This is a genomic window from Bradyrhizobium sp. LB11.1 (assembly GCF_040549385.1).
GTDB lineage: Bacteria > Pseudomonadota > Alphaproteobacteria > Rhizobiales > Xanthobacteraceae > Bradyrhizobium.
On record NZ_JBEPTH010000007.1, the window covers coordinates 194,976 to 217,038 of the forward strand.

19 protein-coding genes are annotated in these 22,063 nt (G+C 62.8%); 13 read left to right on the forward strand and 6 right to left on the reverse strand.

Going from position 1 to position 22,063, the window contains the following annotated elements:
• Positions 1-93: 93 nt before the first annotated feature.
• From ABIA96_RS20320 to ABIA96_RS20330, 3 genes are all read left to right on the forward strand, one after another.
• Positions 94-1,359 (forward strand): CaiB/BaiF CoA transferase family protein, encoded by a 1,266-nt coding sequence (locus ABIA96_RS20320; RefSeq protein WP_354138818.1) that lies wholly within the window; start codon positions 94-96, stop codon positions 1,357-1,359.
• Positions 1,360-1,470: 111 nt separating this feature from the next.
• Positions 1,471-2,700, forward strand: coding sequence for an acyl-CoA dehydrogenase family protein (locus tag ABIA96_RS20325; RefSeq protein WP_354138819.1), 1,230 nt, complete (start codon positions 1,471-1,473; stop codon positions 2,698-2,700).
• 9 nt (positions 2,701-2,709) lie between these two features.
• Positions 2,710-3,273: a flavin reductase family protein gene (locus ABIA96_RS20330; protein ID WP_354138820.1), complete on the forward strand. Its 564-nt coding sequence runs from the start codon at positions 2,710-2,712 to the stop codon at positions 3,271-3,273.
• Between the two features lie 24 nt (positions 3,274-3,297).
• Here the strand turns inward: ABIA96_RS20330 and ABIA96_RS20335 are convergent, their stop codons facing one another.
• Positions 3,298-4,206 carry an NAD(P)-dependent oxidoreductase gene (locus tag ABIA96_RS20335; protein WP_354138821.1) on the reverse strand — a complete coding sequence of 303 codons (909 nt, stop codon included), beginning with the start codon at positions 4,204-4,206 and terminating at the stop codon, positions 3,298-3,300.
• A gap of 179 nt (positions 4,207-4,385) precedes the next feature.
• Here ABIA96_RS20335 and ABIA96_RS20340 point away from each other — a divergent pair, with 179 nt between their 5' ends.
• The 6 genes from ABIA96_RS20340 (at position 4,386) to ABIA96_RS20365 (ending at position 10,742) form a co-directional block, all read left to right on the forward strand.
• Positions 4,386-5,369, forward strand: a complete 984-nt coding sequence (locus ABIA96_RS20340) for an ABC transporter substrate-binding protein (RefSeq protein ID WP_354138822.1) — start codon at positions 4,386-4,388, stop codon at positions 5,367-5,369.
• Positions 5,370-5,448: 79 nt separating this feature from the next.
• Positions 5,449-7,143 carry a dihydroxy-acid dehydratase gene (gene ilvD, locus ABIA96_RS20345; protein WP_354138823.1) on the forward strand — a complete coding sequence of 565 codons (1,695 nt, stop codon included), beginning with the start codon at positions 5,449-5,451 and terminating at the stop codon, positions 7,141-7,143.
• A 123-nt stretch (positions 7,144-7,266) separates the two neighbouring features.
• Positions 7,267-8,112 (forward strand): ABC transporter ATP-binding protein, encoded by an 846-nt coding sequence (locus ABIA96_RS20350; protein ID WP_354138824.1) that lies wholly within the window; start codon positions 7,267-7,269, stop codon positions 8,110-8,112.
• Entirely contained in the window at positions 8,109-8,894 is a 786-nt protein-coding gene (locus tag ABIA96_RS20355; protein ID WP_354138825.1) for an ABC transporter permease, read from the forward strand. The genes ABIA96_RS20350 and ABIA96_RS20355 overlap by 4 nt, the downstream gene beginning before the upstream one ends.
• Positions 8,891-9,658, forward strand: a complete 768-nt coding sequence (locus ABIA96_RS20360) for an ABC transporter permease (RefSeq protein ID WP_354138826.1) — start codon at positions 8,891-8,893, stop codon at positions 9,656-9,658. Before ABIA96_RS20355 ends, ABIA96_RS20360 begins: the two co-directional genes overlap by 4 nt.
• Positions 9,659-9,695: 37 nt before the next feature.
• Positions 9,696-10,742: a 2,5-dihydroxypyridine 5,6-dioxygenase NicX family protein gene (locus tag ABIA96_RS20365; RefSeq protein WP_354138827.1), complete on the forward strand. Its 1,047-nt coding sequence runs from the start codon at positions 9,696-9,698 to the stop codon at positions 10,740-10,742.
• On the opposite strand, the gene ABIA96_RS20370 is transcribed toward ABIA96_RS20365, so the two are convergent.
• The 5 genes from ABIA96_RS20370 to ABIA96_RS20390 are packed head-to-tail and all read right to left on the reverse strand — an operon-like array spanning position 10,739 to position 16,464.
• The gene (locus tag ABIA96_RS20370) at positions 10,739-11,731 is read right to left on the reverse strand and encodes a 3-hydroxybutyryl-CoA dehydrogenase (RefSeq protein WP_354138828.1); all 993 of its coding nucleotides are present in this window, start codon (positions 11,729-11,731) and stop codon (positions 10,739-10,741) included. The genes ABIA96_RS20365 and ABIA96_RS20370 overlap by 4 nt on opposite strands.
• Positions 11,732-11,734: 3 nt before the next feature.
• Complete coding sequence (locus tag ABIA96_RS20375) at positions 11,735-12,823, reverse strand: NAD/NADP-dependent octopine/nopaline dehydrogenase family protein (RefSeq protein ID WP_354138829.1); 1,089 nt, start codon at positions 12,821-12,823, stop codon at positions 11,735-11,737.
• Positions 12,820-14,346, reverse strand: a complete 1,527-nt coding sequence (locus ABIA96_RS20380) for a class I adenylate-forming enzyme family protein (protein ID WP_354138830.1) — start codon at positions 14,344-14,346, stop codon at positions 12,820-12,822. Before ABIA96_RS20380 ends, ABIA96_RS20375 begins: the two co-directional genes overlap by 4 nt.
• Before the next feature lie 2 nt (positions 14,347-14,348).
• Positions 14,349-15,638: an acyl-CoA dehydrogenase family protein gene (locus ABIA96_RS20385; protein ID WP_354138831.1), complete on the reverse strand. Its 1,290-nt coding sequence runs from the start codon at positions 15,636-15,638 to the stop codon at positions 14,349-14,351.
• 7 nt (positions 15,639-15,645) lie between these two features.
• The gene (locus ABIA96_RS20390) at positions 15,646-16,464 is read right to left on the reverse strand and encodes an alpha/beta fold hydrolase (protein WP_354138832.1); all 819 of its coding nucleotides are present in this window, start codon (positions 16,462-16,464) and stop codon (positions 15,646-15,648) included.
• A 197-nt stretch (positions 16,465-16,661) separates the two neighbouring features.
• Between ABIA96_RS20390 and ABIA96_RS20395 the strand changes: the two genes are divergently transcribed.
• The 4 genes from ABIA96_RS20395 to ABIA96_RS20410 all read left to right on the forward strand — a co-directional run bounded on the left by ABIA96_RS20395 (position 16,662) and on the right by ABIA96_RS20410 (position 22,054).
• On the forward strand, positions 16,662-17,423 hold the full coding sequence (locus ABIA96_RS20395) for an SDR family NAD(P)-dependent oxidoreductase (RefSeq protein WP_354138833.1): 762 nt from the start codon (positions 16,662-16,664) through the stop codon (positions 17,421-17,423).
• Positions 17,424-17,466: 43 nt separating this feature from the next.
• A complete protein-coding gene (locus ABIA96_RS20400; protein WP_354138834.1) occupies positions 17,467-18,303 on the forward strand; it encodes an enoyl-CoA hydratase family protein in 837 nt (278 codons plus the stop codon).
• 96 nt (positions 18,304-18,399) lie between these two features.
• Positions 18,400-20,751, forward strand: a complete 2,352-nt coding sequence (locus ABIA96_RS20405) for a bifunctional salicylyl-CoA 5-hydroxylase/oxidoreductase (protein WP_354138835.1) — start codon at positions 18,400-18,402, stop codon at positions 20,749-20,751.
• Positions 20,752-20,803: 52 nt separating this feature from the next.
• The gene (locus ABIA96_RS20410) at positions 20,804-22,054 is read left to right on the forward strand and encodes a flavin-dependent oxidoreductase (RefSeq protein ID WP_354138836.1); all 1,251 of its coding nucleotides are present in this window, start codon (positions 20,804-20,806) and stop codon (positions 22,052-22,054) included.
• Positions 22,055-22,063 lie beyond the last annotated feature (9 nt).

The following is a 22,063-nucleotide window of genomic DNA, read 5'->3' on the forward strand; positions in this document are numbered from 1 at the left end:
TTGTTGTGGGAGCACTTGCGAAGCCGGCCCTGCCGGGCTTTAAGTTCGCTTGCTGGAATTCGGCGAGCACAAGCCGATGTAAGGGAGCGAAGGATGTCCACCAAGCCTCAATTGCCGGAACGTCCGTCGCGGGCGGCGGGAGGACCAACCGCACTTGATGGTCTGCTCGTCGTCGATTTCACGCGCGTGGTCGCAGGTCCCGCCTGCACACAGACGCTGGCCGATTTCGGTGCGCGCGTCATCAAGATCGAGAATCCCGATGGTGGCGACGACACGCGTGCCTATGAGCACGCCGACATCGGCGGCGAAAGTGCGGCCTATCTCAGCCTCAACCGCAACAAAAGCGGCATCGCGCTCGATCTTGCGGTGCCGGAGGCGCGCGAGATCGCGCTGGATCTGATCCGCAAAGCGGACGTGGTCGTGGAGAATTTTTCAAGCGGTGTGATGAAGAAGTTCGGTCTTGATTACGAGGCCGTCGTGCCGCTCAATCCGCGGCTGGTCTATTGCTCGATCTCCGCTTACGGACGCACCGGACCGTTTGCCTCGCGCCCTGGCTTTGATCCCATCACGCAGGCGGAGAGCGGATTCATGTCGCTCAACGGGTTCGCTGATGGTCCGGCGGTTCGTACCGGCCCCCCGATCGTCGACATGGCGACGGGGATGTCTGCCTGCAATGCGATCCTGCTCGCGCTATTGGCGCGGGATCGTCTCGGTCGCGGCCAGCATGTCGAGGTCGCCCTGTTCGACGTCGCCATGGGGATGACCGGCTTTTATGGCATGGCCTATCTGATCAACGGCGAGAACCCGGGACGGTTCGGAAACTCGCCGAGCGGGTCCCCCACCGTCGGTGTCTACGAGGCATCGGACGGTCCGCTCTACATGGCTTGCGCTAATGATCGGTTGTATCGGCGACTGGTGGTCGAGGTGATGAAGCGACCGGATCTCATCAACGAGCCGCAGTTCGCCACGCGGAAGGCGCGGTCCGAGAACAAGGAACTCCTGCGCGCAGCCATTGCCGAAGTGTTCGCGAGCGACACGCTGGAGAACTGGATGGCGAAAATGAAGCTGGCCAATATCCCGGTGGGCTATCTCCGGACCGTCGCGGAGGGATTCAATGCGCCCGAGGCACGTGAACGCGCGCGCTTGAGCCGGATCCCGCATCGCACGGCGCAGTGGGTGCCGAACATCGAGCCGCCGATCAACATGAGCCTGACGGCGGCCATTGATCCGGTGGCTGCGCCGTTATTGGGCGAGCACACCGAGGACGTCATGCGCGAGACGCTTGGTTACGACGAGGGTCGGATTGCAGCTTTGGTCGAAAAAGGGGTATTTGGGCTGCGAAAGGCCACCACGGACTGAGCAGAACAGCATGCTGCGGTCGCAGGCAATCGTTAGCGTCCTCCGTTCGTATTGCAGCGGCTTGATTTGGCAAGGTTCCCGCCGCATAAATGTATGAGAGCGAGGACACGAATGGTGCCTGGTCAGGAGCCGAGTATGGGCCAGTCGGCAGGGGCAGACTCCGGCGAACGAGCCTATGCGATGATGATTGCCCAGGCCCGGTCGCTCGTGCCGCAACTACGGGAACGCGCGGCTCGCACAGAGGAACTGCGGCACCTGCCCCCGGAGACCGAGCGGGACCTGCACGACGCCGGCCTGTTCCGGATGCTTCAGCCTAAGCGCGTCGGCGGCGCCGAGCTCGATTACGTCGCCCTGATCGATTGCGCCGAGCTGCTCGGCCGGGCTGACGCGTCGGTCGCTTGGAATCTGGCCAATCTGGCGAGCCACCACTGGATGCTCGGCATGTTCGAGCAGCCCGCGCAGGATCTGGTCTGGGGCAAAGACCCGGACGTGCTGATCGCATCATCGTTCATCTTCCCTGCCGGTCGCGCCAGGAAGGTCGAGGGCGGATATCGTCTGCACGGAAGCTGGCCCTTCTCGTCGGGCGTCGGCTCCTGCGCGTGGAACATGCTCGCAAGCGTCGTCTCGTCCGACGATGAGGCTGACGGCATCGAATATCGTATCTTTCTGTTGCCCAAGGCCGACTACAGGATTCTCGACACCTGGAACGTCGCCGGACTGCGTGGCACCGGATCGTCCGATGTCGAAGTCAGGGACGCCTTTGTGCCCGAGCATATGACGGTCGCCGTGGGTGATCTCGCGGGAGGCGAAACGCCCGGAAGCAGGTTGAACCCCAATCCACTGTACGCGCTGCCAGTGTTCTCGCTGTTTCCCTATGTTCTCTCCGGCGTTGCGCTCGGCAATGCGCAGGCGTGCCTGGACGACTATGCAGAGGTCGCGCGTCACCGCATATCGACGTACAACCGCGCCAAGCTGAGCGACTTTCAAAGCACACAGATCAAGATCGCTGAGGCTTCCGCCAAGATCGATGCTGCGCGCCTCATCATGCGCGCGGCCTGCGTCGAGGCGATGGAGAATGCGCGACGCAGCCATAGGCCCGACATGACGGCCAAGACCAGGTATCGGCGCGATGGGGCGTTCTCGGTCAATCTGTGCACGGACGCCGTTTCGATGCTGTTCGCGGCGAGCGGCGCGCGCGGCCTGTTCACGACGGGAGTGTTGCAGCGGCAGTTCCGCGATGCGCATGCGATCAATTCGCACCTCGCATTCAATTTCGATGCGGCCGGAACCAATTATGGACGTGTGTCTCTTGGCCTGCCGTCCGAGAATCTCACCCTGTGAGGCCGGCCGATGAATGATCTGCCAAAGCAGCCAGCCGTTCCGGATCCAGCCAATGAACTCGCCAGCGACAGCTCGCCGATTGATCCGCGCGATTTCCGCAATGCGCTCGGCACCTACGCAACGGGCGTAACGATCATCACAGCCATCGCCGCCGATGGAAAACCGTATGGCATCACCTGCAACTCGTTCGCATCGGTCTCCCTGAATCCCCCTCTGGTTCTCTGGAGCCTCGGAGTTTATTCCTCGAGCCTGTCTGTGTTTCAGAACGCCAGCCATTTCACCGTCCACGTGCTGGGCACCTCGCAGCAGGCGCTCGCAAACAGATTCGCAAAGTCGTCCGAAGACAAGTTCGCCGGCGTGGACTGGATGCCGGGCCTCGGCAACGCGCCGGTGCTCGCCGAGAGCGTGGCCAATTTTCAATGCCGATCCGTCAACCGCTATTATGGCGGCGATCACGTGATCTTTCTCGGTGCGGTCGAGGCCTACGCCTACAACGCACAGGAGCCGTTGCTGTTTGCGCGGGGGACGTATGGCCGGTTTATGGCCGAAAACGAGCGCAAGAAGCCGCCATAAGGCGATTCAAGGACGCTGGTCAGTTCAGCGATCCGTGGCCGAGAGCTTGTAGATTTCCAAAGCGTCCGCGTCTGCGCCGCGTGCAGCCTTGGCCAGCCTGAAGATTTGTCCCGCGAGCGTTGCCATCGGCACCGGCGTCGACGTTGCCTGGGCGACATCGGCGACCGTGTCGAGATCCTTCAGCATCGTAGCGATGTGGCCCAGCGGCGGCGAGTGGATGCCCTTGACCATGCGCGGCACGAAGAGCTGAAGCGGGATCGAATCCGCAAAGCCGCCGGCGAGCGCTTCAGGCAGTCGGCTCGCATCAATTCCGGCATTCGAGGCGAGGCGCGTTGCTTCTGCGAGCACAGCCATTGCGCATCCGACGATCACCTGGTTGCAGAGTTTCGTGGTCTGGCCGGCGCCGTTCGGACCCATGTGAGTGAACCTGTGCGCCATCGTCAGCACGTAAGGCCGCACCCTCTCGATATCGCCAGCTGCTCCGCCGGCCATGATGACAAGCGTGCCTTCTTCGGCCCCCTTGGTGCCGCCGGACACCGGCGCATCGATCCAACCGGCGCCGTTGGCAGTTTTCAATCGGGCTGCGAGCCTGCGTGCGGCGTCGGGATGGATCGACGAGAAATCGACCACGAGTTTGCCTGCGCCAGGGGCCTTTGCAAGGCCCTCTGGCCCGAAGATAACCTCTTCGACGGCAGCTGCATCCGTCACGCACATGAAGACGATGTCCGAGTCCGCCAATAGGTCGCGAGGCGTGCCAACGCCCTTGGCGCCGGCCTCGATGAGCGGAGCTACCTTGCCCTCCGAGCGGTTCCAGATGCTGACTTGGTGCCCGGCCTTGAGCAGGCGTCGGGTCATGGGCGTCCCCATCAGTCCAAGGCCGAGATAGCCGAGCCTGTCGACGCCTTGCGGGTTTGCCTTGCTCGTATCAGCCATAGGTTGCCTCCTTCTGTCGCAGCGCAACGGCGCGCGACGGCTGCCGCACCATACATAACGCCTGCCGCGGCGAAACCGGGCCGGCATGCATGGCTTGCCTGATTGTTTGAACCATGAAACATTTGGGCCGGTCGGGTTGGGTGGCGTCGGTCGGCGCCGGAGCAAACGGAGTGGGCACGATGCGAGCAGTTTCGAGCTGGGTGCTGGCAATAGGAGCGGTGGCGACAATGTTTGCGGGCGCAAGCCCCTCACGAGCGCAGCAGACGATCCGTGTAGGCTGGACCATCCCGGCAGAGGAATCCAAATACTGGATGATGCGCAGGCCGGCCGAATTTCCCAATATCGGCAAGACCTACAATATCGAATGGACCCAATTTCAAGGCACCGCGCCAATGACGCAGGCATTGGCGGCCGGCGCATTGGATTGTGCGACGCAGGCGCCGCTGTCTCTTGCCAACGGCGTCGTCGGTGGCAATCTCAAGGCCTACATCGTCGCGCAGCACGTCTTCGAGAAGCCCGGTGGCTTCTCCGTCTACTGGGCGGTCATGAATGACTCGCCGATCAAGACGATTGCAGATCTCAAGGGCAAGACGGTCGGCATTTCCGTGATCGGCGGCGGCACGCAAGGTCCGTTCAACCTGCTGCTCAAGCAGAACGGCATCGATCCTGCCAAGGACATCAAACTGGTCGAGGTCGGCTTTGCCGTCTCCGAAGATGCGCTGCGCCAGGGCCGGGTCGATGCCGTCAACATGAACCAGCCGTTTGCGGCGCGTGCGGAGGCCAAGGGCGGTACAAGAAAGCTGTTCTCACTGTCGCAGGCCATGCCGAATATCGTGCATATCCTGGAAGCCTGCCGTGCAGATTTCGTCGACAAGAACCCCGAGCTGGTCAAGGCCTATGTTCGCGACATCACGTCGGGCATGAAGAAGGCGCTGGCGAACCGCGAAGAGACCTTGAAGGTGGTATCCGAGGTGCTGAAGGCACCCGTTCCGGTGCTTGATACCTACTTGCTCAAGGACAACGATTTCGGTCGCGATCCCGGCGCGGCGCCGAACTTTCCTGCGATTCAGAAGATGCTGGACATCTACGCGGAGACGGGAATGCTGCCCAAACTGGATGTTGCGCAGTTCAAGCATCCAACCATCGTCGCGCCGCTGCAATAAGCGATCGGGGCGTTCGCTGGATCAACGAGGTCGCAATGTCCCGCCGCGTGCGGGACATTTGCATGAAGATGATGCAGGCATGAAGAAGTTGCGATCACGGATAACGACTGACGGGCTCGACCGGGCTCCGCACCGCGCCTTCATGCGCGCCATGGGTCTGGACGACGCGGCCATTGCCAAACCGATGGTGGGCATTGTCAGCATGAAGGGTGAGCAGACGCCCTGCAACATGACACACGATTTTCAGGTAGCAGCCGCCAAGACCGGGGTCGAGGAGGCCGGCGGGACGCCGCGTGAATTCTCGACCATCTCCGTGTCCGATGGTATCAGCATGAACCACGAGGGGATGAAGTTCTCCCTGTTTTCGCGTGAGCTGATCGCCGACTCCATCGAGGCCGTCGTCCATGGTCTCGCCTACGATGCGCTGATTGGATACGGCGGATGCGACAAGACGCTTCCGGGCGTTATGATGGGCATGATTCGGTGCAACGTGCCGTCGATCTTCATCTACGGTGGCAGCTCGCTGCCTGGCCGCGTGGATGGACGGACGCTGACAGTGCTCGACTCCTACGAGGCCGTCGGCAGCTTCATGACTGGCGAGATCGACGCTCCGACGCTTGAGCGGATCGAGCGCGCCTGCCTGCCGACCATCGGTGCCTGCGCCGGCCAGTTCACCGCCAACACCATGGGAATGGTGTCGGAGGCGATGGGCCTGACCATTCCCAACGTGTCGATGGTGCCTGGCGTTTATGCTGAGCGCGCGCAGATATCGCGCCGTGCTGGACGCCTGGTCATGGAGATGCTCGAACAAGGCGGGCCGCTGCCGCGCGAGATCGTGACGCGAAAATCGCTGGAGAATGGAGCAGCGATCGTTGCGGCGACGGGTGGCTCGACCAATGCTGCGCTGCATCTGCCGGCGATTGCGAACGAGGCCGGTATTGCCTTCACGATCGCTGATGTCGGCGAAGTCTTTACCAGGACGCCGCTGATCGGAAACCTGCGGCCGGGAGGCAAATACACCGCGAAGGATGTCTACGACATCGGTGGTGCGGCCGTCGTGATCCGCGAGTTGATCCAGGGCGGGCATATCGATGGCAGCTGTCTAACCATCACAGGCCGTACGCTCGCCGAAGAATATGGCACGGCCAACCGGCCCGATGGTGAGGTCGTTTACGCGGCCCGCGCGCCGATCATGCCCGATGGCGGTGTTGCGGTGCTGAAGGGCAATCTGTGTCCCGACGGCGCGGTCATCAAGGTTGCGGGTTTAAAGAGCCAGTTCTTCGAAGGTGTGGCGCGCGTCTTCGAGGATGAGGAGGCCTGCGTCGCGGCTGTTCGCGACCGCAGCTACAAGGCGGGTGAGGTTTTGGTGATCCGCAATGAGGGGCCGGTCGGCGGTCCCGGCATGCGCGAGATGCTCGGCGTCACTGCGCTGATCTACGGGCAGGGCATGGGCGAGAAAGTGGCCCTCGTCACGGATGGTCGGTTCTCCGGTGCCACGCGCGGCATGTGCATCGGCTATATATCGCCCGAAGCGTTCGTCGGCGGTCCGCTGGCGTTTGTCCGCGATGGCGACAAGATCCGGATTGATGCTGCTGGCCGCCGCATGGACCTGCTGGTCGACGAGCAGGAACTCGCTGCGCGCCGGCGCGATTGGAAGCAGCGTCCACCACGTCACCGTGCAGGCGCGCTGGCAAAATATGCGCGCCTGGTCGGTCAGGCCCCAGGTGGAGCAGTCACGCATGAGGGGCCGGCGGAATGGCCGTGGTTCGACTGAGTCACCGCACGTGCGAAAATGGCGACTCGTTTGGCAAGTTTCTTGCTAAGCACGTGCCGCTGATGGAGAACATTCAGCAGATCAGTTGCGTGACGTTCGCGCGTGAGTGAAGCGGGAGACGGGATGAAGGTAGTACCTTCGATATCTGGCGAATGGGTGAGACCGGTGGCGTCACAAGAGCCGGCTTCTGCGATCATCGAGATCGACCGCGTCTCGCAGGTCTTCCAGACCTCGGCGCGCAACGATCATTTGGCGCTATCGGACATCTCGCTGACGATTGACGAGCGAGCCTTCGTCTCCATCCTTGGTCCGTCCGGCTGCGGTAAGTCGACGTTGCTTTACATCGTCGGCGGTTTCGTCAGCCCGACCAGCGGTGCGGCGAAGATGAAGGGGCGCGCGATCACGGGCCCCGGGCCGGATCGTGGGCCGGTGTTCCAGGAGTTCGCGCTATTTCCCTGGAAGACCGTGCTCGGCAACGTGATGTATGGCCCGCGCCAGCAAGGCGTGCCAGCCGCTGAGGCGAAAGCACAGAGCCGAGCTCTGATCGAGATGGTCGGCCTCAAGGGCTATGAGAATTTCTACCCGAAGGAGTTGTCGGGCGGCATGAAGCAGCGCGTTGCGTTGGCCCGGACGCTTGCCTATCATCCCGAGGTCCTGCTGATGGACGAGCCGTTCGGCGCTCTCGATGCTCACACCCGGACGCGCCTCCAGAACGATCTTCTGAACATCTGGGAGCGTGACCGCAAGACGGTACTGTTCGTTACCCACTCGGTCGATGAAGCCGTCTTTCTCTCGGACAAGGTCGTGATGATGTCAAACTCTCCCGGCCGCATTCGGGAGGTCATCGACATCGACCTCCCCCGGCCGCGGCGTCGCAATGAGCTGTTGCTCGATCCGCGCTACCAGAAATACGTCGTCGACATCGAGCGTATGTTCGATGAAAGCGACGAAGCAGGGTCGCCCTCATGATCTCGCGGGCTGGCTTGACGAGACGTGCTGCGCCGGTGCTGGCTTGCATCGGGTTGCTGGCCGTGTGGCAGGTCGCGTCGCTCGCGCTGAAGAACGATAGTTTCCCGACAGCGATCGAGGCGGTCCGCGCAATCCCGGATATTCTCGGCGACAAGGAATCCCTGATCAACATTTTGGCCTCGCTCCGTCGCATGGTGATCGGATTTGGCATAGCGGTGCTGGTTTCGATTCCGCTGGGCCTCTTGATGGGCCGTAGCCGGGCGGTCGCGGCCTTCTTCAATCCGTTGCTGATGGTGATCTATCCGGTGCCGAAGGCGGCACTGATGCCGGTCATCATGCTGTGGCTTGGCGTCGGTGACATCACCAAGACGCTAGTGATCTTCCTCGGCGTCAGCCTCCCGGTGATCTATCACAGCTTTGAGGGTGCCAGGGCCGTCGAGGAGAAGATGCTGTGGTCAGGGGCGGCGATGGGGCTGTCACGCCTGCAAGGTCTCATCCGGATTGTGCTACCTGCAGCTCTCCCGGAGATCCTCACCGGCTGCCGCACGGGGCTGGTGCTGGCACTGATCACCATGATCACGAGCGAGATGATCGCGCGCCAGTCGGGCGCGGGAAACATTCTGTTCAATGCACTCGACATGGGCCAATACGGCACGGTCTACGCGATGATCATCATCGTTGGCGCGATGGGCATCTGCCTCGATGCAATCTTCGAGCGCGTCCGCGCAAGGCTCGTACGCTGGTCTGAACCGCAGTTCGACATGCCGTTGAGCTTCTCATGACGTCGCGCCTTCTCCCAATGAATTTCGTCCTTGGGCTCGCGCCGATCATACTGGTGATCGCGCTGTGGCAGGGCCTGGTGTCATTCGGGTTCGCGCCTGCGGTTTTGCTGCCGCCGCCGGGCGTCGTCTTCAGCCGGCTGCTCCAACAGCTCGTGACGTGGACATTTCAGCAGGAAATCGCAGCGACGCTGATCCGGCTGTTTGCAGGTTTCGCAATTGCCGTTGTGCTTGGCGTGAGCATCGGGCTCGCGGCTGCTGCCAGTCCGGCCATCAACGTTCTGGTTCGACCGATAGTCCGGGTGTTGGCGCCATTGCCCAAGGTGGCGCTCTATCCGGCACTCCTGTTGCTGCTCGGCTTTGGCCACGGATCGAAGATCACGCTGGTGACGGCAGATGCACTTTTCCCGATTCTGCTGTCCACCTATTACGGGGCGTCGACAGTCGAGCAGAAGCTGATCTGGTCGGCGATGGCTGCGGGAACGCCGCGCTATGAAATTCTGTTCAAGGTGGTGCTACCGGCGGCGATGCCGTCGATCCTGACGGGGTGCCGGATCGGCCTTGTCATTTCCTGCATCGTGGTGTTTCTGGCAGAGATGATCACGTCGACGGACGGATTGGGCCATGTCCTCGTGACAGCGGCCCGCACCTTCCAGGCCGTCGATATGTTCGTGCCGTTGATCACAATCTCGCTTTTGGGTTTGATCCTGAACGGCCTGTTGGGTGCCGTGCGATCGTACCTCTTGCGGGGTTTCCCCGAAGCGTGAATTGGCGAATAAGAAACCAGAAGACCGGGAGTCAACCATGCTGGCTGATCGCATCGAGGCAAAATGGATCGACGCGTTTTGCGAGATTTTTGAGCGATGTGCGGTCAAGGCCGGCGATACCGCGGCGATCCTCTCGGAGACGCAGTCGCGCGCGCTCAATGTGCATCTGGCGGAACTCGCCCTTTTGCGAATGGGAGCGAAGCCCTTTCATGTCGTCATGCCGACGCCACGCAATCGGAATATCGTTCCGGTCCGTTCGACCGGCGCCAGCGAAGCAATCCAAAAGCTTGGGCCGGTCATCACTGCGCTTCAGCAGGCTGGCTTCGTGGTGGACTGCACAATCGAAGGCCTGATGCATGCGGTGGAGACGCCCGAGATACTGAAGGCGGGCGCGCGCATTCTGGTGATCTCCAACGAGCATCCCGAGGCGCTGGAGCGGATGGTGCCGGATCCGGCACTGGAGAAGCGCGTGCGGGCGGCGGCGAAGATGCTGCGCGGGACCAGGCGGATGCGGGTCACCTCGAAGGCCGGCACGTCACTTGACGTCGACATGGTCGGCGCTTCGACGGTCGGCGTGTGGGGCTGGACCGACAAGCCGGGCACGCTGGCGCATTGGCCGGGCGGCATCGTTGTCAGCTTTCCCAAGAGCAGGACGATCAATGGAACGCTGGTGATGGCCCCGGGCGACATCAATCTCACATTCAAGCGCTACCTGACGTCGCCGGTCAAGATGACGTTGAAAGACGATTACGTGGTCGAGCTGGAAGGCGAGGGCCCGGATGCCGCGATGATGCGCGCTTATCTCGCCGCCTGGGGCGATCGAGAGGCTTATGCCGTGTCGCATGTCGGTTTCGGCATGAACCCGGGTGCGCGCTACGAGGCGCTGTCTATGTATGACCAGCGCGACACCAACGGCACTGAGATCCGCGCCGTCTCAGGCAATTTTCTATTCTCGACCGGTGCCAATGAGTTTGCCGGCCGCTATACGGCGGGCCATTTCGATTTGCCGATGATGGGAACGACCATCGAACTCGACGGCGTCGCGGCGGTGCGGGATGGCGTGCTTCAGGACGTCTTCGGCTAGTTGCGATCGAGCACAGGAGGCCGGGCGAGGTCGAAGTGTCGGAGCAGGTCGACCATGGCCTGGAGACGCTTCGCGCGATAGGCGTCAACGTCCATGCCTGAATAATCGAGGAAGCCTGCGCCTGTGCGCAGGCCGATCCGGCCTTCGTGCATGTTGCGTGAAATGACGTCCGGCGCGCGATAGCGGTCATTACCGAGTGCGCCTTCAAGGTAGCGGCTGGCGTAATACAAGATATCGCCGCCGCCCCAGTCGATGAACTCAAGCAACCCGAGCACGGCATAGCGGAAACCGAAACCGTAGCGGATCGCCTTGTCGATCTCCTCCGCGCTGGCGACACCTTCCTCGACCATCCGTGCGGCCTCGTTCATCGCCAGCGCCTGGATGCGGGGAACGATGAAGCCGGGTGTTGCCGCGCAAACGACTGGCACCTTGCCGATGCCTTCGAGCAGCGCCTTGACCTTGTCGATGATGGCAGGATCGGTGGCTTTCCCGGGCGACACTTCGACCAGTGGAATGAGGTAAGCGGGATTGAGCCAGTGCACATTGAGGAAGCGGCGAGGGTTCACGATCGCGCCGGACAGGTCGTCGACGAGAATGGTCGATGTGGTCGATGCAATGATCGTATCTGGGCCGACCTGCTTTGAAATCGCCTCCAGCACCTCGCGCTTGAGCTCGACGATCTCAGGAACGCCCTCGAACACCATTCCGGCTCCGGCCAGGGCGGTGTTGCTTTGGCTGGCCGGCACCACTGAAACCCGCGCGATGAGCGGATCAACGTCCGCCTCGGTCAGCAGCCCCAGCTTCGACAGGCTGGCAAAGGTCTTTCTGACCTCGTCGAGCGAGTCGGCCTTCAGCCTGGCGAAATCGTCCGCTGAACGAGCCTTAATGTCGATCATCGTAACCGTGTGGCCCGCATAGGCGAACGCGACGGCGATACCGCGGCCCATACGACCGGCCCCGAGACAGACAATGTTGGCGCGGCTGCTCATCGGTCAAAATCCCTCGCGAAGCAGTGTCTGCAATTCGGCCTTGTGAAGCTTGCCAAGCCCCAGCGTCTCCAGCGTTCGGCCGTCGCGCGCAAAATCCTCGCCGCAGATCGCGCCGCCAATGGCCAGGAAAGCTTTGGCGAGCGGCGTGGCCACGCCAGCTAGCCCGGCGACTGACACCAGCAGGGACAGCCCAAGCCGCAGATCCTCGCGCATGTAGCGATGCTGCCCCAGCACGATCCGCTCGCGCCAGTCGCCGGAATCCGTCAGCCGGTCATGCGAGCCACGACCATACATCCAGATCTCGCCTTCCTTCGCATAGTGATGGGCGAGCGGAAAATGCGGTGCCCCGTAACCAAGCGCCTCGCGCACGACGATCCGCTCGGCGTCGAGTGCGTCGGTGACCCGACGGATCGCAGCTTGCGTTCCCTCCTTGTGAATGTCCCATCTCTCGAAATGCTCGATCGGACCCGCGTTCATCACAATCAGCGGCGGATGGATGACGGGACCTGCATTCATCAGCGCGCCGGATAGCGCATCTCCGCACGGCTCGATCACATCGGGGAAAGCGCGTCCGATCACTTCGAGCGCATGCGGCGCCTGGTCGAGCGGGAACACGCCGACCGGCAGCCGCTTGGCGCGGATCGTGATCGCGACCTCGAATGGCCCGTGCTTGCGGGTGAGCCACGGCAGCGTGCCCGTTTCACCGAAGCTGGCTTTGGCGCGATTGCCAGCGTCTCGCGCGGCCTCCGCGAAGATCATCGAGCCAAACGTCGCGGGCGGCAGAAACACGACCTGACCATCCCGCAAATGCGGGGCGAGAAGCCGGGCGATATCCTGCTGCGCGAAGGCGGGGGCAGGGCACACGATCAACTCAGTGCCGCTAACGGATTCGGCGATGTCGGTGGTCACCAGCGCCAGCTTCGCGTCGTGGCGGCCGGTATGGTCCTTGACCACGATGCGGGAGCCGGCAGCACGGTGTGCTTCGACCTGGCCTGCGTCACGGCGCCAGAGGCGGACTTCATGCCCCGACAGTGCAAAGTCGCCGGCGGCCGCGAAAGAGCCGTTTCCCCCACCCAGAACCGCAATCTTCAAGTTGCTTCTCCTTGCGTGCGTGACTGCGCATCAAGCTGCTTCAGCAGGAAATGCTGGACCTTGCCCAGCGCCGTGCGCGGTAGGTCCATGACGAAGACGATGTCGCGTGGAACCTTGTAGCGGGCGAGTTGGGTCTGAACGTGTGCTCTTAGCTCGTCGGCCTCGACCCGGCAGCCGGATCGCCTGATGACATAAGCGACGGGGACTTCGTCCCAGCGCGGGTCTGGCCGACCGATCACGGCGCATTCCCAAACATCGGGATGCTCGAGCAGCACCCGTTCGACCTCGGCCGGATAGACGTTCTCGCCACCGGAAATGATCATGTTCTTCTTGCGGTCGCGAACCCAGAAGTAGCCATCGGAGTCGCACAGGCCGATATCGCCGGTGCGATACCAGCCGTCGTGCAGCGCGTCGCGCGTGGCGTCCGCATTGCCCCAATATTCGAAGAACACGTTGGGCCCGCGCACGGCGATCTCGCCCGGCGCGCCCGCCGGCACCTCGTTGCCGGCCTGATCGATCACCTTTGCTTCGCAGCACAGGCCGGCAAGCCCGGTCGATCCCACACGCGAAAGATCGCCACCAAGCCGGGTGTAAACTGCGACGGGGCAGGTTTCCGTCGAGCCGTAAACCTGGAGCACCGGCACACCTCGCGCCACAAAGCGATCAATCAGGTGTGGCGGCACAATAGTCGAACCGGTGGCGACGGCCTTCAGCGATGAGAGATCGGTCGTGGCCCAGGCGGGGTGCTCGCTGACGGCCTGGATGATCGCCGGCACCATGACGGTCAAGGTGGGCCGGTCCCGTTCGATGGCCGCAAGCGCCGTATCGGGGGCGAAACGAGCGTGTATTGAGACGGTCGCACCAAGCTGGAGCGCCGCGGTCGTCTGGATGTTGAGCCCGCCGACGTGAAAGAACGGCAACACCGTCAGCACATGATCGTCGGACGTCATGTTGTGCATGTGCTGGCTCATGACGCCGTTCCAGAACAGCGCCTCTTGGCGCAGCACAGCGCCCTTCGGCCGCCCGGTCGTCCCTGACGTGTAGACGATGAGCAGCGGGCAGGAGAGATCGGTGTGCGGATTGCGTCCACTGCTTCCCTTACGCGCCAGCAGGCTTTCGAAGGTCATGCCGTGCGGTGGCGCAAAATCGAGGCCGACGACAGTGGTCCCCGGCGCGAGTTCGGGAACGACTTCCTCAAATGCCTGCTCGAGCACCAGCACTTTGGCGCCGGCATCGGTGAGGATGAAAAGCTGCTCGGCGACGGCCAACCGCCAGTTCAGCGGCACCAGCATCGCGCCGAGCCGCGCGCACGCGTAGAGCAGGACCAGATAGTCCGGCCGATTTAGGCTCAGGATCGCAACGCGGTCGCCTCGGCCGACACCGAATTCCTGCTTCAAAGCTGTTGCGGTCCGTTCGATGCGTTCGCCGAACGCTGCGTAGCTCAGCCGCTCTCCCTCGAAAGCGATGGCGGTCCTGTCTGGCGAAAACGCCGCGTTGCGATCGATCAGACTGCAGAGATCCACCGTCAGTCGTCCGTTTCGCCGGCCTCGTACAGCGCCTCGCGGCCGATCCGGTCGAGGCAGAGTTCGGCCGTCCAGGGCAGCATCAGCGAACCGCAGCGGCTGTCGCGATAGATGCGCTCCAACGGCAGTGAGCGGAGCATCGCCTGTCCCCCGCAGGTGCGGATCGCGAGCGCGGCGAGTTCATTGGCGCCTTCCATCACCGAATATTGCGCGGCATAGGCGCGCAGCACCTGTTCCTTGCTCGGACTGGCGCGCGCCTCCGTGACGGCCTGAAACCAGATCGCCTTGATCTGCTCAAGCTTGATCTGCATTTGCGCGACCGCGATCTGCTTGGTTGGATACATCCGGCGCTTGACCGGCGGCATGCCCGGAACCTCGCCACGCAAATAGCGGACGGTGAAATCGTACGCAGCTTGCGCGAGGCCCATATAGGTCGGCGACAGCGTCAGGAACATGTGGGGCCAACGCATCGCTGCCTGAAAGTAGACACCGCGCGGCATCAGAGCGGAATCGTCCGGCACGAATACGTCCTTGAACAGCAGCGTCCGTGAGACCGTGCCGCGCATGCCGAGCGGGTCCCAGTCGCCGACGACAGAAATGCCCTGCGACCTCGCAGATATCGCGAGGTAGAGCGTATTGCGGCGCGAGGCCTTCTCGCCTTCCTCGATCTCGGTGCAGAGCACGCCGTAGTAGTCGGCGTGCCCGGACAGCGATGCAAAGATCTTCTTGCCGTTGACGATCCAGCCGCCTTCCACGGGCTTTGCTTCCGTGCCGAAAGCAACGCCGCCGGCGGCAGCCGCGCCGCCCTCGGAGAAGGGCTGCGAGTAAATTGCGCCGTCCTCGACGATGCGCTTGTAGTGGACGGCCCGCCGCTTTTCGTGCTCCGCGCGGGTCTCCGCGTCCATGTCGAGATCATCAGCCAGTGGCCCGGACCACAGCGTCGAGCAGACATGCATGTTCCAGGTCAGTGCAGTCGCACCGCAATAGCGGCCGATCTCCGCGGCGGCCAGGGCGTAGGTCTGGTAGTTCGCGCCTAGCCCGCCGTGCCTCTTGGGGACGGCGATGCCGAGCAGGCCGACGCGATGCAGGTCGCGATAATTCTCGGTCGGGAAGACTGCCTCGCGATCGTAGGTGGCGGCGCGACCGGCGAACACGCTTTGGCCGATCTCGCGCGCCCGCGCGATAATCGCAGCCTGTTCGTCGCTCAAGCGGAACGCAACGGGATCGAAGATCGGCGCGTCCAGCGCGACCTTGTCGCTCGTGCCGATAGTCTTGCTGACTTGCATGGTCATTGCGCAGTCACCTGTGTCTTGCAGCGACGGAATCGACGAAACTGCCGAGAGCCTTGTCGAAGGCATCAGGCCGCTCAAGATTGGCGAGATGGCCGACGCCGAGAAGTTCGATATATTCGGCCGCGGGAATGTAGGTTGCCGTCTTCGCCATCATCGGCGCGGGCGCGTTGTTGTCTTTCGAACCGGACAGCAATAGCGTCGGAACGGAAATGTTTTTGAGCGTGCTGCGTTGGTCGAATCCGATCAGCGCCAGCATCATGGCGCGATAGCTAGCTTCGGGCACACTCCCCATGCAATCGCGCGCAAGCTCCATCCCGTTGGGATCTGGATCATCGCCGACCAGCTCCTTCACCAGCGAAGGAGCCAGCGACTTCATGGTCTCGCCGTGATCGAGCGGACCCAGCCGCGCTGCGATGAACGATTTCTGCCAGTCGCCGTCTGCTTTGCCAAAGGCTGGGCTGGTCTGCGCTAGGACAACAGCGCGCGCGAGTTTCGGCGATTGTACCAGCCATTTCTGGACGATCATGCCGCCGATCGAATGGCCGACCAGAATAGGGCTTGCCGCGTGGATCTGCTCGATGAATTGCTGGAGGGCATCGGCCAGGGCAGCGATGCTGACGCTGGCGAGCGACGCCGAGCCGCCATAGCCCGGCATATCCCACGCGATCGCGCGAAAACGATTGCCGAACGTGGCTAGCTGCTGCCGCCAGGCCCGCGCCGCGCCGCCAATGCCATGCAGGAAAATCAGGGGTGTCCCACCCCGATCGCCAGTGGATTCGTAGGCGAAGCGTCCGTCCCTTGTTATCATTGGCGCAGGCTGCGACACGCGACATCCTTGTTGCTTGGCCCGGCGATGCTAACAGGCCTGTGGGGGATGGGAAGAGATAATTTTATACTTAAAGCAATTTTCAGACCGGTCTCTCGCATGAGAGTGTTGCGGCGTCGATCCGCGCTTTCGTTGCAAAAACTTGAAGGTTAAAATATATCGGAGGAACGATCAGCAGATCTTGAGGGAGCCCGCGCATGTCCGCATTGCCGCATTCGCCGCACGCGCTGGTGACCGGTGGCGGTCGCGGCATCGGCCGCGCGATCGCAGCGTCCCTTGTCGGCGCTGGTGCCACCGTAACGGTGCTCGGTCGGAACGCGGCTACGCTCGAAGATGCGGTGAGCACAGGCGCCGCGCATTATGCAACCGTTGCCGACGTCTCGGACGAAGCTGCGCTGAAGGCAGCGATCGCCGCAGCGCACGCGCGAAAGCCGATCGATATCCTGATCGCAAACGCCGGCAGCGCCGAATCCGCGCCGTTTGCGAAATCGGACAGCGCCCTTTTTGCGCGCATGATGGACGTCAATTTCATGGGCGTTGTCCATGCTGTCGGCGCTGTGCTGCCGGGGATGAAGGATCGCCCCTACGGGCGCATCGTTGCGATTGCATCGACGGCCGGGCTCAAGGGTTACGCTTACGTGAGCGCGTACACGGCGGCGAAGCATGCTGTGGTCGGTCTCGTGCGTTCGCTTGCCCTGGAGATGGCCGGCAGCAATGTGACCGTGAATGCAGTGTGCCCCGGCTTCGCCGACACCGATCTGGTTGCTGGCAGCATCGACAACATCATGAAAAAGACCGGGCGAACCCGCGAGCAGGCGATCGCCGAACTCGCGAAGCACAATCCGCAGGGACGCCTGATCACGACGCAGGAAGTGGCGAACGCCGTGCTTTGGTTGTGCAGTGAGAACGCCGGTGCGATCACGGGACAGGCGATTGCGGTTGCCGGTGGAGAAATCTAGCGTGCTTGGGGCGGGCACGGAACAAAGTGATTAAGGAGATCGAATGAGCAGACCAGCCAATCCCGTCACGGTGCCGCTCGCGGACTATTCGCCGCAACACTTTCTGCTGGCCGTGGTCGACGGTGTTGCCACCGTGACGCTCAATCGTCCCGAGCGGAAGAACCCGCTGACATTCGAGAGCTATCGCGAACTGACGGATTTCTTCCGTGCCTGCGCGTTCGATGACGCGGTCAAGTGTATCGTCGTCACCGGCGCCGGCGGCAATTTCTCGTCCGGCGGCGACGTGTTCGAGATCATCGGCCCGCTCGTGAAAATGGACACCAAGGGGCTGACGGCGTTCACGCGAATGACAGGCGATCTCGTCAAGGCAATGCGGGCCTGCCCGCAGCCGATCGTGGCCGCAGTCGAGGGCATCTGCGCCGGTGCCGGCGCAATCATCGCCATGGCGTCCGATATGCGGCTCGCCGCGAGCGGGGCCAAGGTGGCGTTCCTGTTCAACAAGGTCGGCCTTGGCGGCTGTGACATGGGCGCTTGCGCGATCCTGCCGCGGATCATCGGCCAGTCCCGCGCATCCGAGTTGCTCTACACCGGCCGGTTCATGACCGCCGAGGAGGGCGAGCGTTGGGGCTTCTTCAGCCGCATCGTCACGCCAGAGCAGGTGCTGCCTCAAGCGCAACTGCTGGCCAAGCAGGTGGCGGAAGGGCCGACCTTCGGCAATACCATGACCAAGCGGATGCTGGCGATGGAATGGGCGATGTCGGTGGAGGAGGCGATCGAAGCCGAAGCCGTTGCCCAGGCGCTGTGCATGACGACGGCAGATTTCGAGCGCGCCTTCGAGGCTTTTGCCAACAAGGTCAAACCGGTCTTCAAGGGCGACTAAGCGGCCTTTCCTACGGGAGGCCGGGAACGGGGGACTTGCGCAAGATTATTTTAGGCTTAAAATAGTTTCGTGGCCGGGTGAATTGGCGAGGCTCCCATGAAAGTCGCGATCATCGGTGGCGGACCTGCGGGTCTCTACGCAGCGATCCTGCTCAAGAAGCAGCGCCCAAGCGCCGACATCAGCGTCTATGAGCGCAACCGCGCCGACGACACCTTCGGCTTCGGCGTGGTTTTCTCGGATGCCACGCTGGACAATTTCGAGAAGCACGATCTCCCAAGCTATCGCCGGATTACCCAGGAGTTCGCCTACTGGGACGATATCGCCGTGCATTTTCGCGGCACGGTGCATCGGGTCGGAGGCAACGGCTTTTGCGGCTGCTCGCGGCAGAAACTGTTGCTGATCCTCCAGGAACGGGCACGTGAGCTAGGCGTCGGCCTGCAATTCGAAGTGGATGTCGACGACGAGTCTCGTTTCGCCGATGCCGATCTCATTCTACTCGCAGACGGCATCAACAGCCGGTTCCGGGAGAAGCATGTCGATCACTTCGAGCCGGAAGTCGACCTCCGCACCAACAAGTTCGCCTGGATGGGCTCGACCAGGCCGCTTGATGCCTTCACCTTCATCTTCCAGGAGACCGAGTGGGGGCCATTCATCGCCCACGCCTACCAATATGAAGCCGGTCACTCGACCTGGATTTTCGAGACCGATCCGGAGACGTTCGAGCGCGCGGGCCTGACGGGGCTGAATGAGACCCAGTCCGCTGCACGGATGGCTGAAATCTTCGGCTGGTTCCTCGACGGGCACAAGCTCGTCACCAACCGCTCGACGTGGCGCAATTTCCCAATGGTCCGCAGCAAGCGCTGGATCAAGGACAATATGGTCCTGCTCGGCGACGCCAAGGCGAGCGCGCATTTCTCGATCGGCTCGGGGACCAAGCTCGCGATGGAAGACGCGATCGCGCTGGCAGAGGCGATGCAGAGGGCACCAAGCATCAAAGCCGCCCTGGATGTCTACGAGCATGGACGCCGCGAGGAGGTCGAAAAGACCCAGCATGCCGCCGACGTCTCGCTGGTCTGGTTCGAGCATGTCGACCGCTTCTGGGATTTCGATCCCGTGCAGTTCGCCTTTGGCGTGATGACGCGCTCGAAGGCGATCACCTATGACAATCTGAAGCTCCGCGCGCCCGATTTCGTCGCCGAAGTCGAGACGTCCTTCGCCAGGCAGGTGCGGAGCAACGGCTTCGACGTTCGCACCGACAAGCCGATGGTGCCGCTGTTCCAGCCGTTCCGCTTGCGCGAGATGGAGATCGCCAACCGCGCCGTGATGTCGCCGATGTGCATGTACTCGGCGCAGGAGGGCGTTCCCGGTGATTTTCATCTCGTGCACTACGGTTCGCGCGCCATCGGTGGCGCCGGCCTGATCTTCACCGAGATGACCTGCGTCAGCCGCGATGCGCGGATCACACCCGGCTGCGCCGGCCTGTGGAATGACAAGCAGGAGACGGCATGGCGGCGCATCGTCGATTTCGTCCATCGCAACTCCGCTGCAAAAATCTGTCTGCAACTCGGGCACGCCGGCCGCAAGGGTGCGACCAAGTTGATGTGGGACGGCATCGACAGGCCGCTGGACGAAGGCGGTTGGGACGTGGTCTCTGCATCGGCGCTGCCCTATTTCCCCGACAGCCAGGTGCCACGCGAGCTCGATCGCGCCGGCATGAGCGCCGTGAGAGAGTCTTTCGTTGCTGCGGCCGAGCGCGGCGAGCGCTGTGGCTTCGATATGCTTGAATTGCACTGCGCCCACGGCTATCTGCTCGCGAGCTTCATCTCGCCGCTGACGAACAGCCGTACGGACGAATATGGCGGTTCGCTCGAAAACCGGCTGCGCTTCCCGCTCGAGATATTTGAGGCGCTGCGGGCGGTGTGGCCGAAGCACAAGCCGATGTCCGTGCGCATTTCCGCTACTGACTGGGCTGACGGCGGCATCACCGGCGATGATGCGGTGGCCATTGCGCGTGCGTTTGCCGAGGCCGGTGTCGATCTCGTCGACGTCTCGACGGGCCAGACGGTCCGCGATGCGCAGCCGGTCTATGGGCGCATGTTCCAGACGCCTTTCTCCGACCAGGTCCGCAACGAGGCGCGCGTGGCAACCATGTGTGTAGGCAACATCACGACTGCGGACCAGGCCAACACAATCCTGGCCGCCGGTCGGGCCGACCTCGTCGCGCTGGGGCGTCCGCATCTGGTCGACCCTTTCTTCACCATGAAGGCGGCCGCCTGGTATGGCGCAGGCGACGCTTTCTGCCCACCGCAATACTCGCCCGGGAAAGACCAGATTTTCCGCAATAGCGTGCGTGATCGGCAGGATCTCGAGGAGCTGAGAATTAAGGCTAAGCCCAAGACCCGGGCCGAGCTGAAGGCGGAGGCGGCAAAGCCGCTTGCGGCGGAGTAACCGCCCGTGCGACGTTAACCCCGTTGCCTGTGTATTGAGTGGAGTAAGGGCGATGAAGGCGATTATCGTCGGTGGCGGTATAGGTGGTCTCACCACGGCTTTGATGTTGCGGGCCCGCGGCATCGGGTGCGAGATATTCGAGCAATCCGATACGATCCGCGAGCTCGGCGTCGGTATCAACACACTTCCGCATGCCATGCGGGAGCTTGCCGGCGTTGGCTTGCTGCAACAACTCGACGACGTCGCGATCCGCACTGACCAGCTCTACTACCTCAACCGCCATGGCCAGGAGGTCTGGCGCGAAGCCCGCGGCGTGGACGCCGGCCACGATGTGCCGCAATTCTCGATTCACCGCGGCCGCCTCCAGGGCGTCATCCATCGCGCCGTCGAGGAGCGGCTCGGCCAGCACGCAATCCACACTGGCTGCCGGCTTGGTGCGTTCACGCAGGACGAGGGCGGCGTCACCGCCTATTTCTTCGATCGTGCCGGCGCGCACATTCACACCGCGCGCGGCGATATCCTGATCGGTGCCGATGGCATCCATTCGCGTGTCCGCGATACGCTGTTCCCGAACGAAGGGTCGCCGTGCTGGAACGGCCTGATGCTGTGGCGCGGTGCGCGCGACTGGCCGTTGTTCCTCACCGGAAAATCGATGATCGTGGCCGGTGGCCTCAACGCCAAGGTGGTGATCTATCCGATCGCGGAGGGATCGAGCCCGGCAAGCCGGCTGACCAATTGGGCGGTGCTGGTGAAAGTGGGCGAGGGCAATGCGCCGCCGCCGCGGAAGGAAGACTGGTCGCGGCCGGGCCGGCGCGAGGAACTGATGCCGCATGTCGCGCGCTTCTCGGTGCCGTACATCGATGTGAAGAGCTTGATCTCGGCGACGCCCGAGTTCTACGAATATCCGACCTGCGACCGCGATCCCTTGCCCTATTGGTCGTCGGGGCGCGTTACGCTCCTCGGCGATGCTGCGCATCCGATGTATCCGGTCGGCTCCAACGGTGCTTCGCAGGCGATCCTGGATGCGCGCTGCCTTGCCGACGCGCTGGTGCGCACCGAGCATCCGCGTCAGGCCCTGATCGAATACGAGAAGAAGCGCCTGCCGATGACCGCGGACATCGTCCGCTCCAACCGGCGCGGCGGCCCCGAGGGCGTCATCGACGCCGTCGAGCAGCTTGCGCCCGACGGCTTCGACAATGTCGACAACGTGCTGAGCTATTCCCAGCGCGAGGCGATTGTGCGTGGCTATGCCACCAAGGCCGGCTTCGCCGCGGTCCCGGGACTCGCGGCGGTGCGCGCCTAATGAGAGAGG

What these genes read in the sequence shown, in the direction of transcription:
- ABIA96_RS20320 (WP_354138818.1), top strand. Translation starts at nt 94, where the DNA reads ATGTCCACCAAGCCTCAATTGCCGGAACGTCCGTCGCGGGCGGCGGGA.
- ABIA96_RS20325 (WP_354138819.1), top strand. Translation starts at nt 1,471, where the DNA reads ATGGTGCCTGGTCAGGAGCCGAGTATGGGCCAGTCGGCAGGGGCAGAC.
- ABIA96_RS20330 (WP_354138820.1), top strand. Translation starts at nt 2,710, where the DNA reads ATGAATGATCTGCCAAAGCAGCCAGCCGTTCCGGATCCAGCCAATGAA.
- ABIA96_RS20335 (WP_354138821.1), bottom strand. Translation starts at nt 4,206, where the DNA reads ATGGCTGATACGAGCAAGGCAAACCCGCAAGGCGTCGACAGGCTCGGC.
- ABIA96_RS20340 (WP_354138822.1), top strand. Translation starts at nt 4,386, where the DNA reads ATGCGAGCAGTTTCGAGCTGGGTGCTGGCAATAGGAGCGGTGGCGACA.
- ilvD (WP_354138823.1), top strand. Translation starts at nt 5,449, where the DNA reads ATGAAGAAGTTGCGATCACGGATAACGACTGACGGGCTCGACCGGGCT.
- ABIA96_RS20350 (WP_354138824.1), top strand. Translation starts at nt 7,267, where the DNA reads ATGAAGGTAGTACCTTCGATATCTGGCGAATGGGTGAGACCGGTGGCG.
- ABIA96_RS20355 (WP_354138825.1), top strand. Translation starts at nt 8,109, where the DNA reads ATGATCTCGCGGGCTGGCTTGACGAGACGTGCTGCGCCGGTGCTGGCT.
- ABIA96_RS20360 (WP_354138826.1), top strand. Translation starts at nt 8,891, where the DNA reads ATGACGTCGCGCCTTCTCCCAATGAATTTCGTCCTTGGGCTCGCGCCG.
- ABIA96_RS20365 (WP_354138827.1), top strand. Translation starts at nt 9,696, where the DNA reads ATGCTGGCTGATCGCATCGAGGCAAAATGGATCGACGCGTTTTGCGAG.
- ABIA96_RS20370 (WP_354138828.1), bottom strand. Translation starts at nt 11,731, where the DNA reads ATGAGCAGCCGCGCCAACATTGTCTGTCTCGGGGCCGGTCGTATGGGC.
- ABIA96_RS20385 (WP_354138831.1), bottom strand. Translation starts at nt 15,638, where the DNA reads ATGACCATGCAAGTCAGCAAGACTATCGGCACGAGCGACAAGGTCGCG.
- ABIA96_RS20395 (WP_354138833.1), top strand. Translation starts at nt 16,662, where the DNA reads ATGTCCGCATTGCCGCATTCGCCGCACGCGCTGGTGACCGGTGGCGGT.
- ABIA96_RS20400 (WP_354138834.1), top strand. Translation starts at nt 17,467, where the DNA reads ATGAGCAGACCAGCCAATCCCGTCACGGTGCCGCTCGCGGACTATTCG.
- ABIA96_RS20405 (WP_354138835.1), top strand. Translation starts at nt 18,400, where the DNA reads ATGAAAGTCGCGATCATCGGTGGCGGACCTGCGGGTCTCTACGCAGCG.
- ABIA96_RS20410 (WP_354138836.1), top strand. Translation starts at nt 20,804, where the DNA reads ATGAAGGCGATTATCGTCGGTGGCGGTATAGGTGGTCTCACCACGGCT.